This is a genomic window from Exiguobacterium sp. s83, assembly GCF_018617095.1.
Taxonomy (GTDB): Bacteria; Bacillota; Bacilli; order Exiguobacteriales; family Exiguobacteriaceae; genus Exiguobacterium; species Exiguobacterium profundum.
In genome coordinates, this window is record NZ_JACSJP010000001.1 from 473,075 (window position 1) to 489,822 (window position 16,748).

At 49.1% G+C, this 16,748-nt stretch carries 19 protein-coding genes; all 19 read left to right on the top strand.

From position 1 onward, the window contains the following. Positions 1–32: 32 nt before the first annotated feature. The 19 genes from KNO73_RS02400 to hslU all read left to right on the top strand — a co-directional run bounded on the left by KNO73_RS02400 (position 33) and on the right by hslU (position 16,742). Positions 33–356 (top strand): putative DNA-binding protein, encoded by a 324-nt coding sequence (locus KNO73_RS02400; protein WP_015881364.1) that lies wholly within the window; start codon positions 33–35, stop codon positions 354–356. A gap of 11 nt (positions 357–367) precedes the next feature. Beyond that, positions 368–1,708: a signal recognition particle protein gene (gene ffh / locus KNO73_RS02405; RefSeq protein WP_031421628.1), complete on the top strand. Its 1,341-nt coding sequence runs from the start codon at positions 368–370 to the stop codon at positions 1,706–1,708. An 82-nt stretch (positions 1,709–1,790) separates the two neighbouring features. Further along, positions 1,791–2,066: a 30S ribosomal protein S16 gene (rpsP, locus tag KNO73_RS02410; protein ID WP_015881366.1), complete on the top strand. Its 276-nt coding sequence runs from the start codon at positions 1,791–1,793 to the stop codon at positions 2,064–2,066. 53 nt (positions 2,067–2,119) lie between these two features. Then, positions 2,120–2,638 carry a ribosome maturation factor RimM gene (gene rimM, locus KNO73_RS02415; RefSeq protein WP_078146685.1) on the top strand — a complete coding sequence of 173 codons (519 nt, stop codon included), beginning with the start codon at positions 2,120–2,122 and terminating at the stop codon, positions 2,636–2,638. Then, positions 2,628–3,344: a tRNA (guanosine(37)-N1)-methyltransferase TrmD gene (trmD, locus tag KNO73_RS02420; protein WP_078146686.1), complete on the top strand. Its 717-nt coding sequence runs from the start codon at positions 2,628–2,630 to the stop codon at positions 3,342–3,344. Before rimM ends, trmD begins: the two co-directional genes overlap by 11 nt. A 114-nt stretch (positions 3,345–3,458) precedes the next feature. Then, a complete protein-coding gene (rplS, locus tag KNO73_RS02425) occupies positions 3,459–3,812 on the top strand; it encodes a 50S ribosomal protein L19 (RefSeq protein WP_015881369.1) in 354 nt (117 codons plus the stop codon). Between the two features lie 82 nt (positions 3,813–3,894). Next, entirely contained in the window at positions 3,895–4,437 is a 543-nt protein-coding gene (lepB, locus tag KNO73_RS02430) for a signal peptidase I (protein ID WP_015881370.1), read from the top strand. Between the two features lie 12 nt (positions 4,438–4,449). Further along, positions 4,450–5,310, top strand: a complete 861-nt coding sequence (ylqF, locus tag KNO73_RS02435; RefSeq protein ID WP_078146688.1) for a ribosome biogenesis GTPase YlqF — start codon at positions 4,450–4,452, stop codon at positions 5,308–5,310. A 41-nt stretch (positions 5,311–5,351) separates the two neighbouring features. After that, positions 5,352–6,104 (top strand): ribonuclease HII, encoded by a 753-nt coding sequence (locus KNO73_RS02440; protein ID WP_078146689.1) that lies wholly within the window; start codon positions 5,352–5,354, stop codon positions 6,102–6,104. A gap of 5 nt (positions 6,105–6,109) precedes the next feature. Further along, a complete protein-coding gene (locus KNO73_RS02445) occupies positions 6,110–6,964 on the top strand; it encodes a hypothetical protein (protein ID WP_240499805.1) in 855 nt (284 codons plus the stop codon). After that, entirely contained in the window at positions 6,961–7,221 is a 261-nt protein-coding gene (locus KNO73_RS02450; protein ID WP_031421639.1) for an EscU/YscU/HrcU family type III secretion system export apparatus switch protein, read from the top strand. The genes KNO73_RS02445 and KNO73_RS02450 overlap by 4 nt, the downstream gene beginning before the upstream one ends. 120 nt (positions 7,222–7,341) lie before the next feature. Further along, entirely contained in the window at positions 7,342–8,502 is a 1,161-nt protein-coding gene (gene sucC / locus KNO73_RS02455; protein WP_078146691.1) for an ADP-forming succinate--CoA ligase subunit beta, read from the top strand. Between the two features lie 12 nt (positions 8,503–8,514). Next, positions 8,515–9,432: a succinate--CoA ligase subunit alpha gene (gene sucD, locus KNO73_RS02460; RefSeq protein ID WP_015881376.1), complete on the top strand. Its 918-nt coding sequence runs from the start codon at positions 8,515–8,517 to the stop codon at positions 9,430–9,432. 50 nt (positions 9,433–9,482) lie between these two features. Further along, on the top strand, positions 9,483–10,277 hold the full coding sequence (gene dprA / locus KNO73_RS02465) for a DNA-processing protein DprA (RefSeq protein ID WP_214684486.1): 795 nt from the start codon (positions 9,483–9,485) through the stop codon (positions 10,275–10,277). A 65-nt stretch (positions 10,278–10,342) separates the two neighbouring features. After that, on the top strand, positions 10,343–12,439 hold the full coding sequence (gene topA / locus KNO73_RS02470) for a type I DNA topoisomerase (protein ID WP_215112002.1): 2,097 nt from the start codon (positions 10,343–10,345) through the stop codon (positions 12,437–12,439). Then, positions 12,439–13,749, top strand: a complete 1,311-nt coding sequence (trmFO, locus tag KNO73_RS02475; RefSeq protein WP_015881379.1) for an FADH(2)-oxidizing methylenetetrahydrofolate--tRNA-(uracil(54)-C(5))-methyltransferase TrmFO — start codon at positions 12,439–12,441, stop codon at positions 13,747–13,749. Before topA ends, trmFO begins: the two co-directional genes overlap by 1 nt. Positions 13,750–13,933: 184 nt before the next feature. After that, positions 13,934–14,815, top strand: a complete 882-nt coding sequence (locus KNO73_RS02480; protein WP_078146696.1) for a tyrosine-type recombinase/integrase — start codon at positions 13,934–13,936, stop codon at positions 14,813–14,815. A gap of 11 nt (positions 14,816–14,826) precedes the next feature. Next, positions 14,827–15,375 carry an ATP-dependent protease subunit HslV gene (gene hslV, locus KNO73_RS02485; protein ID WP_078146697.1) on the top strand — a complete coding sequence of 183 codons (549 nt, stop codon included), beginning with the start codon at positions 14,827–14,829 and terminating at the stop codon, positions 15,373–15,375. Continuing rightward, complete coding sequence (hslU, locus tag KNO73_RS02490; protein WP_074037255.1) at positions 15,372–16,742, top strand: ATP-dependent protease ATPase subunit HslU; 1,371 nt, start codon at positions 15,372–15,374, stop codon at positions 16,740–16,742. Before hslV ends, hslU begins: the two co-directional genes overlap by 4 nt. Positions 16,743–16,748 lie beyond the last annotated feature (6 nt).

The window sequence follows — 16,748 nt, forward strand, 5'->3', positions numbered from 1 at the left end:
GGGATTTCACTTAACATGTGGAGGTGAAAGGTTTGACGCTCGAAAAAACGAATCGCATGAACTATCTCATCGATTTCTATCAAGCGCTCCTCACACCGAAACAGCGCAACTATATGTCTCTTTATTACCTAGATGACTACTCGCTCGGAGAGATTGCGGAAGAGTTTGAAGTCAGCCGTCAAGCGGTCTACGATAACATAAAGCGTACAGAAACGATGCTTGAACAGTACGAGGAAAAGCTAGCCCTATTCGAAAAGTTCGAACAGCGCCAGCAACTTCTTCAGACCCTCAAACGTCAAGTCGAGCTCACCGATGACGTGAGCGCCACGATTTCTGCGCTTGAGAATTTAGAGTAGGGGGCTGAAGCATGGCATTTGAAGGATTATCAGAACGATTGCAATCGACACTTTCAAAAATGCGCGGTAAAGGGAAAATCTCGGAGGCCGATGTCAAAGAGATGATGCGTGAGGTACGCCTCGCCCTCCTCGAAGCCGACGTCAACTTTAAAGTCGTCAAGCAATTCGTCAATGACGTGAAGGAGCGCGCCGTTGGTCAGGATGTCATGAAATCATTGACGCCAGGTCAACAAGTCGTCAAAATCGTTCACGAAGAGTTGTCGAACTTGATGGGAAGCGATGTCGTCCCGATCACATTCAGTCAGAAACCACCGACAGTCGTCATGATGGTCGGTCTGCAAGGGGCAGGGAAAACGACAACGACCGGGAAGCTAGCGAACTTGATTCGTAAAAAGCATAACCGAAGTCCTCTTCTCGTCGCGGCGGACATTTACCGTCCGGCGGCAATCAAGCAGCTCGAGACACTCGGAAAACAACTCGATTTACCGGTCTTCTCACTTGGTGATCAAGTGAAGCCGGAAGAGATTGTGACGAAGGCACTCGAGTACGCAAAAACAAATCATCACGATTTCGTGTTGATCGATACGGCCGGTCGCCTTCATATCGATGAGACGCTTATGGGCGAGCTCGAAAATGTGAAGACGATTGCCAAACCAAATGAGATCTTCCTCGTCGTCGATTCGATGACGGGTCAAGATGCGGTCAATGTGGCCGACAGTTTCAATGAGAAACTCGGAATCACCGGGGTCGTGCTCACAAAGCTCGACGGAGATACACGAGGCGGGGCAGCCCTTTCGATCAAGGCAGTCACGGGAGCGCCGATTAAATTCGTCGGTCTCGGAGAAAAGTTGGATGCCCTCGAACCATTCCACCCGGAACGCATGGCGTCACGGATCCTTGGAATGGGGGACGTGCTCTCGCTCATTGAAAAAGCCGAGACACAGATGGACCAAGACGCAGCGAAGGAGCTTGAAAGCAAAATTCGTGACGCGTCATTCACGTTCGATGATTTCATTGAACAGTTGGCCCAAGTGAAAAACATGGGACCAATTGATGAATTACTTTCGATGTTACCTGGTGCAGGTAAGATGAAAGGGTTGAAGAACGTCCAAATCGACGAGAAACAACTCGATCACGTCGAAGCGATCATTCGCTCGATGACGAAACATGAGCGCGCCAATCCGGAAGTGCTCAACGCGAGTCGTCGTAAGCGGATCGCAAAAGGGAGCGGTCGCTCGATTCAAGAAGTGAACCGTCTCATCAAACAGTTCGATGACATGAAGAAGATGATGAAACAAATGTCAGGACAAATGAAAGGGAAGAAAAAAGGTCTCGGCCTTCCATTCTTCTAACAAAATCTTTTGTCAGTCGAACGAAAAAGCTGTATACTATAAAAGTTGTCAATTCTTAAACACATGATGGAGGTATATTACCATGGCAGTTAAAATTCGTCTTAAGCGCATGGGCGCAAAAAAATCACCTTTCTACCGTATCGTTGTAGCAGACTCACGTTCACCACGTGACGGTCGCTTCATCGAGCAAGTTGGTCACTACAACCCGGTTGCAAAACCAGAAGCAGAAGTTCGCATCAACGAAGAACTCGCTCTCAAATGGTTGGCAGACGGCGCGAAGCCATCTGACACAGTACGCAACTTGTTCTCTAAAGCAGGGATCATGGAGAAATTCCACAACGCGAAAAACGCGAAGTAATGATGTGGCCGACCTTTTCTGAGGTCGGCCTATTTTGTTGAGGAGGGAAAAAGATGGACTGGTTATATGTAGGGAAAATCGCCAATACGCACGGCCTAAAAGGGGAAGTGAAGATTTTGGCGGCGACAGACTTTCCAGAAGAGCGATTTAAAAAAGGAAACACGTTGTTTCTTGATGTCGACGGAACGAAACAAGAAATGACGATCACGACGTATCGTCCTCATAAGCAGTTTCACCTCGTCACATTCAAAGGGTTTGACAATATCAATCTCATTGAAAAATATAAAGGGCTGAAACTATATGTCCACGCCGAACACGTCCACGACTTGGACGAACACGAATATTATTATCATGAAATCATCGGCTGTGAGGCTGTCGTGGATGGGGAAGTCATTGGTGTCGTCGACGACATCTTTGAAACGAATGGAGCGAACGACGTATGGGTCATCAAACGACCAGGAAAGTCGGACGCGCTCATCCCTTATATCGAATCGGTCGTCCAAGAGATTGATGTCGATGCGAAGCGTGTCGTCATCACGCCGATCCCTGGAATGATTGACGATGAAGATTGATGTATTGACGTTGTTCCCCGAGATGTTTCATGCGCTCGATCACTCCATCGTCGGTCGGGCGAAGACGCTCGGGCAAGTGGAGATGTCGTTCCTCAATTTTCGGGACTTTTCAACGAACAAGCATCATAAAGTCGATGATTATCCGTACGGCGGTGGAGCGGGCATGTTGCTCACGCCGCAGCCGATCTTTGATGCATTTCATTCCCTTGAGGCGAAGAGCCCAAGGGTCATTCTCACGACGCCTACCGGAAAACCGTTCAATCAACGAATGGCCGAAGAATGGGCCAAGGAGGAACATCTGGTCTTTCTATGTGGACATTATGAAGGGTTCGACCAACGGATCCATGATGAACTGGCGACCGACGAGGTGTCGATCGGTGATTTCGTTTTGACAGGTGGAGAGCTCGCGACGATGGTCATGATTGATGCGACCGTAAGGCTCATTCCGGATGTACTTGGCGATCAGGCGAGCCATGAAGACGACTCGTTCTCGACTGGTCTCTTGGAATACCCTCACTATACACGACCGGCTGATTTTCGTGGATTGACCGTGCCGGAAGTGCTCTTGTCGGGAAATCACGCCCGGATCGAGGCATGGCGCCGAGAGCAATCGCTCGAACGCACGTATCGACGACGTCCGGATTTGCTCGAACATGTCGAGTTGACGGATGTCGATAAAAAGTTTCTGCAATCGTTGCGCGATTGAGAAATATATGCTATGTTTGAGCATGTGGGTTAAACCCATCGATTACCGATGTTCCGCTATTGGATGCTTGGGCATATGAAGATATGAACATTGAAGAAAAAGGAGATATGATTCATGAACACACAAAAACTGTTCCGTGAAATCACAGAAGAACAATTCAAATCGGACGTACCTGCTTTCCGTCCTGGTGACACAGTACGTGTCCACGTTAAAGTTGTAGAGGGAACGCGTGAGCGTATCCAGATCTTCGAAGGTGTTGTAATCAAGCGTAAAGGTGGCGGCATCAGCGAAACATTCACAGTCCGTAAGATTTCTTACGGCGTAGGTGTTGAGCGTGCATTCCCGCTTCACTCACCACGCGTTGCACAAATCGAAGTCGTACGCTACGGTAAAGTTCGCCGTGCGAAACTTTACTACCTCCGTAACCTTCGCGGTAAAGCAGCACGTATTAAAGAAATCCGTCGTTAAGATGGGAATTAAGCTTGTCGCTTGCGACAAGCTTCTTTTTTTCTAGTACAATAAGTTCAAATGGATAGAGGAGTGAGTGAAGTTGAAAGAAGTGTTTAGTTGGCTAAAAGCCATCGTGGTCGCTCTTGTCATCGCGTTCGTCATCCGGACGTTCATCTTCGTTCCTGTCATCGTTGAAGGAGAGTCGATGATGCCGACACTCCACAATGCGGATCGAATGATCGTCAGTAAAATTTCGAACTATGTTGGGGAGCTAGACCGAGGTGATATCGTCGTATTCCATGCGACTGAATCAAAAGACTATATTAAACGTGTCATCGCCATCCCAGGCGACACGCTCGAATATCGAGATGATGTACTTTATATTAACGGTGAAGCGGTCGAAGAGCCGTATTTAGACGAGTTTCGTGCCCAGATGAACGGGTTCCCGTTGACGGAGAACTTCACACTCGAACAAGTGACGGGTGAGTCGGTCGTTCCAGAGGAATCATACTTCGTCATGGGAGACAATCGTCAAAACTCGAAAGACAGCCGTGAGATCGGATTTGTGTCGAAAGAGGAGATTGTCGGCAAGACGAACTTCATCTTCTGGCCACTCGATGATGTTGGCACGGTAGAAGATTAAGGTGGTGCTTTTTTGGCAATTCAATGGTTTCCTGGCCACATGGCCAAAGCAAGAAGACAAGTAACTGAAAAATTAAAGCTAATCGATGTCGTCATCGAACTCGTAGATGCACGCGTGCCTCAGTCGAGTCGCAACCCGATGGTCGATGAGATTACAGCGGGAAAACCCCGTCTCATCGTCTTGAACAAAGCAGACATGGCCGACCCCGTCGTGACGGAGGCGTGGTTACGTGCCTTGAAACGCGAAGAAGTCGAGGTTGTCGCTGTCGACGCGAAGCATAGCAAAGGCTTAAAACAGCTCATCACGGGTGCTCAGAAGTTGATGAAAGAAAAGCATGACCGGATGCGTGAGAAGGGGCGTAACCCCGGACCGATCCGTGCGCTCATCATCGGAATCCCGAACGTCGGGAAGTCGACGCTCATCAACCGTCTCGCTGGACGAAACATTGCTATCACGGGCGACCGTCCTGGTGTGACGAAGCGTCAACAGTGGATCAAGATGAAAGGCGGCGAGATGGAACTGTTGGACACGCCGGGGATTCTCTGGCCGAAGTTCGAGGATCAACTTGTCGGATATCGTCTAGCCGCGACCGGCGCCATCAAAGACGAGATTCTCAACTTGGATGATATCGCCTTGTATACGGTTCGCGAGTTGCATGCTCGTTATCCGGAACAATTAAAGGAACGATTCAAACTTGAAACGTTACCCGAGGACGGCGTGGAGCTCCTTGAGTTGATCGGGAAAAAGCGTGGTCTCATCAGTGGTGGTTACGTCGATTTCGAAAAGGCGAGCGAACTACTTTTAAATGAACTACGACATGAAAAAATCGGACGGATCTCCCTTGAGACACCGGCTGATCACGAAATGGCGTAAAGCCCTGTGCACACAGGGCTTTTTTGAATAGGAGGAAGACCGTGACGATTCAACAGATTAAACAACAACTAGAGGACATCCGATATGAAGAATGGGTATACATCTTCCCGACCTTGTCACGAGACCCTCGAGCGGGCGTGCAAACGTTGCTACGGCAAAAACAGCGCCAATTCGAGCGAGAACGGGCGTTACAGGACGATTTCGAACGTCGCATGACGTATGAACGTGAATGGAAGGCGGAAGGCTTCACTCGAATTGTCGGAGTCGATGAGGTCGGACGGGGGCCGCTTGCGGGACCGGTCGTGGCAGCGGCGGTCTTGTTGCCGGATGGGTTCTACCTCCCGGGATTGAATGATTCAAAAAAAATGACCAAAGCGGCGAGGGACGCGGCATACGCACACATCATCGAGGTCGCAGAGGTCGGTGTCGGGATCGTCGAGCCCGCGGTAATCGATGAGATTAACATCTATGAGGCGACGAAGCTTGCGATGACAGAGGCGATCCATCAAGTCGGAGAAGTAGACGCCCTATTGATTGACGCCATGAAACTCGAGCTCGACATCCCTCAACAGTCATTGGTTAAAGGGGACACGCTCAGTGTGTCGATAGCCGCGGCAAGTGTCGTCGCTAAGGTGGTAAGGGACCGGATGATGGAAGAATATGATTTGACGTATCCTGGATACGGATTTGCGAAAAACGCAGGATATGGAACAGAGACTCATTTAGAAGGGTTAAGACGCCTTGGGGTGACTCCGATTCATCGCCGTACGTTCGCCCCCATCAAGCATATGTGAAAGGAGTGGTCACGTTGCGGATCGATCATCAAGGGGTGATGCCGTTCAAAGTGACGGAACAGACGTCACGCCCGCTATTACTAGGGAACACAGTCGTCGGAAAGGTGTTGCAGCTCTTACCTGGCAACGAGGCGGTCATGCAACTGCCCCAAGGGATTTTCCGGGTCGGCGTCAATGCGAACGTGAAAGAGAACGTCACGTATAAGCTGGTCGTCACGGACGTCGAACCGAAGCTCGTCTTGAAAGTCGTCACGCAAGCGACGGAATCGCTCATGGCTGCCAAGTCGCCGCTGCAAGCGTTAGGAGAACAGCTCGGACGCTTGATGCGGGAGCCGATGCTGACGCCAGAATCCGTGAAGGCGGCCGGGAAAAACGCGTTAGAAAGCGGCGCAGGTCAGGATGTAAAGGCGCTCGTCGGGGAACTGTTCAAAGCGAAAGGTGAGCCGAAGTTCGAGCAGTTCGTGCGTGCGCAGGAAGCGTTCAACGCGAGCCAAAGCCCGCCGTTCGTCGCCCAAGCATTTCACATACCGCAATTGGGTCCGTTTGAAAACGTTCAACTTCGTCTAGAGGCCCCGAAACGAGAGACGATGGACTCGGATCATGCGCGGATCGTCTTGTTTCTTGAAACGCCGCGATATGGTGAGACCGGGATTGATGTGTTGATTCAAAAGCGTTACGTGTCCGTACGTGTATTCAATGAGCAACACGATTTGGCTCCATACGTCCGTACATACGAACCACTTTTGAAAGAAGGCCTAAAAAAGGTGTCGTTCGAACTGTCTTCATTTTCGTATGAAGCGAAGCGTGAACATGTTCCGGCTACGTTCGCGCCACTCGGAAAGGTGGACCTCCAAATATGAAAGACCAGAAGAAAGCGATTGCGCTCTCCTATGAGCAGTCGATGGATGCGCCGCACGTCGTAGCGAAGGGAACGGGAATCGTCGCCGAGCGGATGCTTGAGATTGCTTTAGCGAACGGAGTTCCTGTTCATGAAGACCCAGCGCTCCTCTCGTTACTGTCGGCGTTGAACATCGAAGAGCAAATCCCGGAGGACGTTTATCAGGTCATTGCCGAACTTTTTGTGTTTCTTTATCAGATGGAACAGGATAAAATTTGATTTGTCTAGGGATATATGTGAAAAAAAGATGAAAACTTAAAGCAAGAACGATAGACAGCGCTTTCAGTTTTTCGTTACAATAGACGTGCCGATATTAAAGGGGACTAAGGGGGAAAACATATGAATATCCATGAGTATCAGGCGAAAGAATTGTTAAGAGAGTTTGGGGTAGCCGTTCCGACGGGTTATCCGGCCTTTACTGTTGAAGAAGCTGTGGCAGCTGCTGCGAAGCTTGAAGGTGAAGTGAAGGTAGTAAAAGCTCAAATCCACGCAGGTGGCCGCGGTAAAGCGGGTGGCGTTAAACTTGCGAAGACAGATGAAGAAGTGAAGCAATATGCTTCAGAGATTCTCGGGAAAACGCTCGTGACACACCAAACAGGTCCGGAAGGAAAAGTTGTCCAGCGTCTCTATATCGAAGAAGGTTCCGCGATTGACCAAGAATTTTACTTAGGACTCGTGCTTGACCGTTCGATCGGCCGAATTGTCATCATGGGTTCATCTGAAGGTGGAATGGACATCGAAGAAGTCGCTGAACATACACCAGAGAAGATTCATAAAGAGATCGTCGACCCGGTCGTGGGCTTACGTCCATTCCAGGCGCGTCGTCTCGCATTCAAAATGGAAGTCCCGACGAAACTCGTCAACAAGTTCAGTGACATGGTCATGAAGTTGTACAAAGTGTACGTCGAGACAGATTGCACAATCGCGGAAATCAACCCGCTCGTCACGACGAAAGACGGTAACGTCATCGCGCTCGATGCGAAGTTGAACTTCGATAGCAACGCGCTCTATCGTCACTCGGACATCCTTGCGCTTCGTGATACGACGGAAGAAGACCCACGTGAAGTGGAAGCGTCGAAACACGACCTCAGCTACATCGCACTCGACGGAAACATCGGTTGTCTCGTCAACGGTGCCGGTCTTGCGATGGCTACGATGGATATCATCAAGCATTACGGCGCTGAACCCGCTAACTTCCTCGACGTAGGTGGCGGTGCGACGAAAGAAAAAGTAACAGAAGCATTCAAGTTGATCTTGTCTGATGACCAGGTCAAAGGGATCTTCGTTAACATTTTCGGTGGAATCATGAAGTGTGACATCATCGCAGAGGGGATTGTCGCTGCGACGAAAGAAATCGGACTCGACTTACCACTCGTCGTTCGCTTAGAAGGAACGAACGTTGATGCCGGGAAGCGCATTCTCGATGAATCTGGACTTGCGATCACGACGGCCAACTCGATGGCTGACGGTGCAGAAAAAATCGCAGCACTTGTTCGATAAGGGGGAAACGACATGAGTATTTGGGCGGATAAAGATACGAAAGTAATCATTCAAGGGATTACAGGGAAGCAAGGTCTGTTCCACGGTGAACAGATGCTCGCATATAACACGAAATTAGTCGGTGGTGTCACACCTGGTAAAGGTGGCACGACGGTCCTCGACAACGTTCCAGTCTTCAACACCGTGTCTGAAGCGGTCGAAGCGACTGGTGCCAATGCATCGATCATCTATGTTCCACCTGCTTTCGCAGCAGATTCGATCATGGAAGCGGCTGATAGCGGCATCGAGCTCATCATCTGTATCACAGAAGGAATCCCAGTTGTGGACATGATTCAAGTGAAACGCTATCTCGAGGACAAACCGGCTCGTTTAATCGGACCGAACTGTCCTGGTATCATCACACCTGGAGAAGCGAAACTTGGCATCATGCCTGGCTACATTCATACGAAAGGGCACGTCGGAATCGTATCACGTTCTGGGACGCTCACGTATGAGGCGGTTCATCAGTTGACGACAGCAGGTATCGGACAATCGACAGCTGTTGGAATCGGGGGAGACCCGGTCAACGGAACGAACTTCATCGATACGCTTAAAGCGTTCAACGAAGATGAGGACACGAAAGCGGTCATCATGATCGGGGAAATCGGTGGAACGGCTGAAGAAGAGGCAGCTGAATGGGTAAAAGCCAACATGACGAAACCAGTCATCGGTTTCATCGGCGGCCAGACGGCTCCTGAAGGCAAGCGCATGGGACATGCGGGCGCAATCATCTCAGGTGGTAAAGGGACGGCTGCTGAGAAGATCAAGACATTGAACGCGAATGGAATCGAAGTCGCTGAAACACCGGCGGTCATCGGTGAAACATTGATTCGTGTCTTGAAACAGCAAGGATTATACGAAGCGTGTGTCACGGGTCAACCGACGACATAAGAATCTTGAGGGATGCTTGCATCCCTCATTTTTTTAAAGGAGAGTTTGTGATGAATCAAACAATAGCTCGGTTTGCTGCAGCGCGAATGCCAGTTGAGTTTGTGCATCATTATTTGAACGGAACACTCGGGGCACATCGCACACAATTTTCTGAATATGTCTGGAGACGGGCCGAACGAGCCTTCCAAGCACCGGAATCGTATAAACATTTCGTCACATGGGAAGATGACTTGTTCCCGAAACGGTTACTCGACATCCCTAACCCACCATATTGCTTGTTTTATCATGGAGATTTAGAGGTACTACAAGAAAGAACGACTGCGATGGTCGGAAGTCGTGAGTTGAATCGTATCAGTCAATCGCTCGTGAATCACTATCACTCTTTAATAGAAGAAACTGTATCTGTTTCAGGTGGCGCCCTCGGAATCGATGGGCTCGTCCACGCCCATGCCCTCCGCACGCATCGCCCGACCGTGGCGGTACTCGGAGCTGGACTGGACCGGCTCTATCCGGCGGCGAACCGAGACATTCTTTTACAGATTCCGCAAGAGGGAGTCTTGCTAAGTGAATATGTACCAAACACGCCGATTCAAAAATTTCAATTTTTGGAAAGAAATCGTTTGGTCAGTGGTCTTGGTGATGCGTTGGTCGTTATACAGGCGAGACGAAAGAGCGGGACGATGAATACGGTCGGACATGCCCTAGAGCAAGGAAAAACGGTATTTGCGGTACCTGGTTCACCCCTTGATCCACTCGCAGAAGGTCCGAACCGATTGATTGAAGAAGGTGCGATTCCATTGACGAATTCCGATCAAATTATTCGAGATCTCAAGATTGTACGTTGACAAACCGGTGAGAACATGAATATTATGGTAGGGATTTAAATGACCTCTAAAAGGGGAGCAGATGTATGGCAAAATATCTGGTGATCGTCGAATCACCTGCGAAAGCAAAAACAATTAAACGTTATTTAGGTCCGAATTATATGGTCAAAGCTTCGATGGGGCACGTGATTGACTTGCCTAAAAGTCAACTCGGTGTAGACGTCGAACACGACTTTGAACCGAAGTATATTACCATCCGTGGTAAAGGACCGGTATTGAAAGAATTGAAGACAGCAGCGAAAAAAGCGACAAAAATCTTTCTCGCGGCCGACCCCGATAGAGAAGGGGAAGCGATTGCTTGGCATTTAGCACGCGCACTCGGTGTCGATGAAACGACAGAATGTCGTGTCGTCTTTAACGAAATCACGAAAGATGCGATTAAAGAATCGTTTAAACATCCACGTAAGATCAATCACGATCTCGTCGATGCACAACAAGCCCGACGCATTTTAGATCGTCTTGTCGGATACGGGATGAGTCCATTATTATGGAAGAAAGTCAAAAAAGGATTGTCTGCAGGGCGAGTTCAATCGGTAGCCGTGAAGATGATTATCGACCGTGAACGTGAAATTAACGCGTTCGACCCGGAAGAGTACTGGACGATTAAACTTGATTTAAATCATGATGGGGAAACGTTCGAGACTTCATTTTACGGAAAAGATGGGAAGAAGATGGAATTGAAGTCTGAAGAAGATGCACAATCTGTCCTCGATACCATCGATGATACGTTTAAAGTCATTGATGTAACGAAGAAAGAACGGAAGCGGAACGCTTCGCTACCGTTCACGACCAGTTCATTGCAGCAGGATGCTGCCCGTAAATTGAATTTCCGTGCGAAGAAGACCATGATGCTCGCGCAGCAATTATATGAAGGAATCGATCTCGGCAAAAAAGAGGGTACAGTCGGTCTGATTACGTATATGCGTACCGACTCGACACGTATCTCTGATTTGGCGAAGACGGAGGCGAAGGAATATATCGAATCGACATTCGGTGAAGAGTATGTCGCCTTACAGAAACAAAAAGAAAAGAAATCAGCGAATGCCCAAGACGCGCACGAAGCGATTCGTCCGACTTCGGCACTCCGCGACCCAGCTTCCTTGAAGCCTTATCTGTCACGTGACCAGTTGCGACTGTATAAGTTGATTTGGGAACGATTGATTGCGAGCCAAATGGCGCCAGCCGTTCTCGATACGGTCAAAATCGACGTCGAGTCGAACGGGATGATTTTCCGTGCGAACGGGTCGACAGTCAAATTCCCTGGTTTCATGAAAGTGTATATCGAGTCGAAAGACGATGACATTGAGGACACGAACCAAGAGAAGGAAGGATTATTGCCACCTCTCGAAGTGGATGATACCGTGACGTTTGAAACGATTGAGCCGAAACAACACTTCACACAACCGCCACCTCGTTATACAGAGGCGCGACTCGTTCGAGCGATGGAAGAACTCGGGATTGGTCGTCCGTCGACGTACGCGCCGACACTTGACACGATCCAACGACGCGGTTATGTCGTTCTCGAGGAGAAAAAGTTTTTACCGACTGAACTTGGAGAACTCGTCATCGAGATGATTGATGAGTATTTCAACGACTTCATCACGGTCCAGTTCACGGCCGACATGGAGACCCTTCTTGATTCGATCGAGCATAAGGAAGTCGAGTGGACGGAAGTCGTCGCTCCGATTTATCGTTCTTTCGAGAAACGATTGAAGCGTGCTGAAGAAGAAATCGAGAAAATCGAAGTGAAAGATGAACCTGCCGGAATTGATTGTGAAGTCTGTGGGTCACCAATGGTCATCAAGATGGGACGCTACGGCAAGTTCATGGCGTGCTCGAACTTCCCGAACTGTACGAACACGAAACCGGTACAAGTCGAAATCGGTGTCCCGTGTCCGAACTGTAAGGATGGACAAATCGTGGAACGTCGCAGTAAAAAAGGTCGTCTCTTCTATGGTTGCTCGAACTATCCGGAATGTGAATTCGTCTCATGGGATAAACCGGTTGCGAAACCGTGTCCTGTATGCGACAGTTTGATGGTCGAGAAGAAAATTAAAGACGGCGTGAAATATCAATGTACGAACTGTACCCACACCGAGGTACATCAGCAAGAGGAGGATTAATGTTGCAACAACGTGTAACTGTAATCGGAGCTGGATTGGCCGGCTCCGAAGCGGCTTGGCAACTCGCTAAGCGCGGTATTCAAGTAGATTTGTATGAAATGAGACCGGTTCGTCAAACACCGGCGCACCACACGGATCAATTTGCGGAGCTCGTTTGTTCGAACTCGCTACGTGCGAACGGTCTTCAAAATGCCGTAGGTGTCTTGAAAGAAGAAATGCGTACGCTTGACTCGCTCATCTTAAAGGCGGCGGACACGGCAAGTGTACCTGCTGGGGGTGCCCTTGCCGTCGATCGTCATGAGTTTGCCGGATTCATCACCGAGAAGCTAAAGAACCACGAGAATGTCACAGTGCACAACGAAGAGCTCAAAGAGATTCCTGAAGGGATCGTCATCGTGGCGACTGGCCCGTTGACCTCCCCTGACCTCTCTGCATCACTCAAGGCGTTCACAGGAGAAGATTATCTCTACTTCTATGACGCGGCAGCACCAATTCTAGATGGTGATACGATTGATCGGGATAAAGTCTATTTGAAGTCTCGTTACGACAAAGGTGAAGCCGCTTACTTGAACTGTCCGATGACAGAAGAAGAGTTTGATGTGTTTTACGAAGAGTTGATCAAGGCAGAAGTCGTTCCGCTAAAAGAGTTTGAAAAAGAGATTTACTTTGAAGGATGCATGCCGTTTGAAGTCATGGCCGAGCGTGGGAAGAAGACGCTTCTTTTCGGACCGATGAAGCCGGTCGGATTAGAAGACCCGAAGACAGGAAAACGTCCATATGCCGTCGTTCAGCTTCGTCAAGACAACTCGGCGGGCACACTGTATAACTTGGTAGGCTTCCAAACACATTTGAAGTGGGGCGAACAGAAGCGCATCATCCGTCTCATCCCGGGACTCGAGAATGCGGACATCGTCCGATACGGTGTCATGCACCGTAACACGTTCATCAACTCACCGAGCTTACTCAAGCCGACGTATCAGGCGCGTACACGTGACACGCTCTTCTTCGCCGGTCAGATGACAGGGGTAGAAGGATATGTGGAGTCGGCAGCGTCCGGGCTTCTAGCTGGGATCAATGCGGCGAAGATGATCGCAGGTGAAGAACTCGTCGTTCTCCCGCGTGAGACGATGCTTGGTTCGATGGCGCATTATATCACGACAGCCGACGGGAAGCACTTCCAACCGATGAATGCAAACTTCGGATTGGTGCCATCACTAGAAGACGCTCCGAAAAAGATGAAGAAACAAGAACGGTACGAGCGTTACGCGAACCGTGCGTTAGAAACGATCCAACAGTATAAAGATCTTTGAACAGGAGAGCCATTTTTTGGCTCTTTTGTTTTGAAGTAAAATTTCAATTGTGTATTTTGTTTCATACTTTGAAAATTTTCAGATTATTGAACGGCTATCTATTGTCACCTTACATTCTGTATGCTATGCTAATTTCGATTTGACGAGAACATGCGTTTTTACGAGTCATCGAGGAGGCGATAAAATGGGATTTTTAGAGGATCGACAATCCTTTTTGCGCTACTGCCAAATTGAACGTCGACTGTCTCCTCATACGAAACGCTCCTACGAGCAAACGCTCGACCAGTACGCCGCATATTGCCAATCGACGCATCAAGATCCCTACGATGCTCAGACGGCGCGGCGTTATTTATATGTCCTTTATGAGAAACAATTGGCCGCGTCCACGGTGTCCCAAAAAGTATCTTGTTTCAAGCAATTCGGGAAGTTTATGGCAAGAGAACAAGGTGGAGAACCGTTGTTCCACGACCTGACCTCACCGAAAAAGAGACAGTCCTTGCCGACCTTTGCCGTCCCGACGGAAGTCGAGCAACTGTTGGAGGCTGCCTCGAGGCAGGAAGATCCTTTTTTACAGGCGAGGGACGTCGCCATCGTAGAAGTGCTCTATGGGACGGGAATCCGCGTCGCTGAACTGTGTGGGATGAACCTTTCCTCGTTCGATGAGGTTTTATCCTTTGTCCATGTGATGGGAAAAGGGAAGAAAGAACGATACGTCCCGATCGGGCAATATGCCGTACATGCTTTGCAGCGTTATATCGAATTACGCAAAGGTGTCGGGCTCCCGACAGAAACCGCATTATTTTTGAGTCAAAAAGGGAATCGGATGACAACAGACCAAATCCGCTATGTCATGAAACGTTTGAGAAAAGACAGTGGGGTACATAAACCACTTACCCCGCACTCGTTGCGACACAGCTTTGCGACGGATTTGTTAGAACGGGGAGCGGACTTGCGTGCCGTCCAAGAGTTGCTTGGGCATGAGTCCTTGTCGACGACCGGGCGGTATACCCATGTATCGACCGAACGACTTCGGTCGATTTATCAAGCGACACATCCAAGAAAGTAGGAGGTTACGATATGTTTCATGCAACAACGATTTTTGCAGTTCGACACAATGGCCAATGTGCGATGAGTGGAGATGGCCAAGTCACATTCGGGAATGCCGTCATCATGAAAAACAAGGCGAAGAAAGTCAGACGCCTTTATGGCGGGAAAGTCGTTGCCGGTTTTGCAGGTAGCGTAGCCGATGCTTTCACATTGTTTGAAAAGTTTGAATCGAAACTTGAAATGTATAACGGTAACTTGCCGCGAGCAGCGGTAGAACTTGCGAAAGAATGGCGTGGGGATAAGATGTTGCGTCAACTCGAGGCACTATTGATTGTGATGGATGCCGATCATCTTTTGCTCGTCTCTGGGAATGGAGAAGTGATTGAGCCGGACGATGGAATTCTTGCAATCGGATCCGGTGGGAACTACGCCTTAGCGGCAGGTCGCGCACTCGTACGCCATTCTGCTGAAAAGTCTGCTGAAGAAATCGCGCGTGCCGCTCTTGAAATCGCTGGTGAGCTTTGCGTGTATACAAATGATCAAGTCATTGTAGAAACGATTGGAGGCGCTGCTGAATGAACCGAGAGTTGACACCTAGACAAATCGTAACGGAGTTAGACCGTTTTGTAATCGGACAAAAGGATGCCAAGCGAGCAGTTTCGATTGCTCTACGAAATCGCTATCGACGTCAAAAGTTAAGTGCAGACCTTCGCGATGAGGTTACACCAAAAAATATTTTGATGATCGGACCGACCGGGGTCGGAAAGACCGAAATTGCTCGACGGTTAGCTAAGCTTGTCGGTGCACCGTTTGTGAAAGTAGAAGCAACGAAATTTACGGAAGTTGGTTACGTCGGTCGTGACGTCGAGTCGATGGTGCGCGACCTCGTTGAGGCATCGGTTCGTCTTGTCAAAGAAGAGAAAAAAGAAGATGTGAAGGAGCCGGCGGAACGTGCGGCGACGGAACGCCTTTTAGATGCGCTACAAGGAAAAGCAAAAGCGACACCTACTGCATCGAATCCGTTCGAAGCGTTGTTCGGCGGACAGACACAACAGCCAGAAACCACGTCGGACACATCCAATAATGACCGTTCGCAACTTCGACGCTTGCTCGAACTCGGTGAACTCGAAGAACGCGTGATTGAAGTGGAATTAGAAGAAAAGCAGACGATGGATTTGTTTCAAGGTCAAGGGATGGAAGGTTTGTCGAATCTTCAGGATATGCTCGGTCAAATCGTTCCAAAGAAACGGAAACAACGTAAGCTGACGGTTCGTGAAGCAAGACCGCTTCTCATTGCTGAAGAAGCAGAGAACTTGCTGGACTTGAACGAAGTCCACGATGAAGCCGTGCGGCGCAGTGAACAGATGGGTATCATCTTCGTGGATGAAATCGATAAGATCGCCACAAAATCACAAGATCACGCCGGAGTATCCCGTGAAGGGGTGCAGCGTGACATTCTTCCGATTGTAGAAGGATCTACGGTCGTCACGAAGTATGGACCGGTTAAAACGGATCATGTTCTTTTCATCGCGGCCGGTGCATTCCATATGGCTAAGCCGTCTGACCTGATTCCAGAGCTACAAGGACGCTTCCCAATTCGTGTTGAATTGAGCAGCTTGACGGAAGAAGACTTCGTCAAGATTTTGACGGAACCGTCACAGGCACTCATTAAACAATATACGGCCTTGTTAGAATCTGAAGAAATCACGGTCCGTTTCACGCATGAGGCCATTGAAGAAATTGCGAAAATTGCGACACATGTCAATCGGGAGACCGATGACATCGGTGCACGTCGCCTCTATACTATAATGGAGCGCGTTTTAGAAGATTTATCATTTGAAGCGGCAGATATGCCACAAACAACCGTAGAAATCACACCAGCTTACGTACAAGCAAAAGTCGGTTCCATCGCCGACGATCGTGATTTGAGCCAATATATATTATAAGATTCT

Bases quoted from the DNA above. Each gene is read 5' to 3' on its own strand.
- rplS (WP_015881369.1), top strand. From the start codon at position 3,459: ATGAACACACAAAAACTGTTCCGTGAAATCACAGAAGAACAATTCAAA.
- KNO73_RS02480 (WP_078146696.1), top strand. From the start codon at position 13,934: ATGGGATTTTTAGAGGATCGACAATCCTTTTTGCGCTACTGCCAAATT.
- hslU (WP_074037255.1), top strand. From the start codon at position 15,372: ATGAACCGAGAGTTGACACCTAGACAAATCGTAACGGAGTTAGACCGT.
- dprA (WP_214684486.1), top strand. From the start codon at position 9,483: ATGAATCAAACAATAGCTCGGTTTGCTGCAGCGCGAATGCCAGTTGAG.
- sucC (WP_078146691.1), top strand. From the start codon at position 7,342: ATGAATATCCATGAGTATCAGGCGAAAGAATTGTTAAGAGAGTTTGGG.
- trmD (WP_078146686.1), top strand. From the start codon at position 2,628: ATGAAGATTGATGTATTGACGTTGTTCCCCGAGATGTTTCATGCGCTC.
- rpsP (WP_015881366.1), top strand. From the start codon at position 1,791: ATGGCAGTTAAAATTCGTCTTAAGCGCATGGGCGCAAAAAAATCACCT.
- hslV (WP_078146697.1), top strand. From the start codon at position 14,827: ATGTTTCATGCAACAACGATTTTTGCAGTTCGACACAATGGCCAATGT.
- rimM (WP_078146685.1), top strand. From the start codon at position 2,120: ATGGACTGGTTATATGTAGGGAAAATCGCCAATACGCACGGCCTAAAA.
- KNO73_RS02450 (WP_031421639.1), top strand. From the start codon at position 6,961: ATGAAAGACCAGAAGAAAGCGATTGCGCTCTCCTATGAGCAGTCGATG.
- topA (WP_215112002.1), top strand. From the start codon at position 10,343: ATGGCAAAATATCTGGTGATCGTCGAATCACCTGCGAAAGCAAAAACA.
- sucD (WP_015881376.1), top strand. From the start codon at position 8,515: ATGAGTATTTGGGCGGATAAAGATACGAAAGTAATCATTCAAGGGATT.
- trmFO (WP_015881379.1), top strand. From the start codon at position 12,439: ATGTTGCAACAACGTGTAACTGTAATCGGAGCTGGATTGGCCGGCTCC.
- ffh (WP_031421628.1), top strand. From the start codon at position 368: ATGGCATTTGAAGGATTATCAGAACGATTGCAATCGACACTTTCAAAA.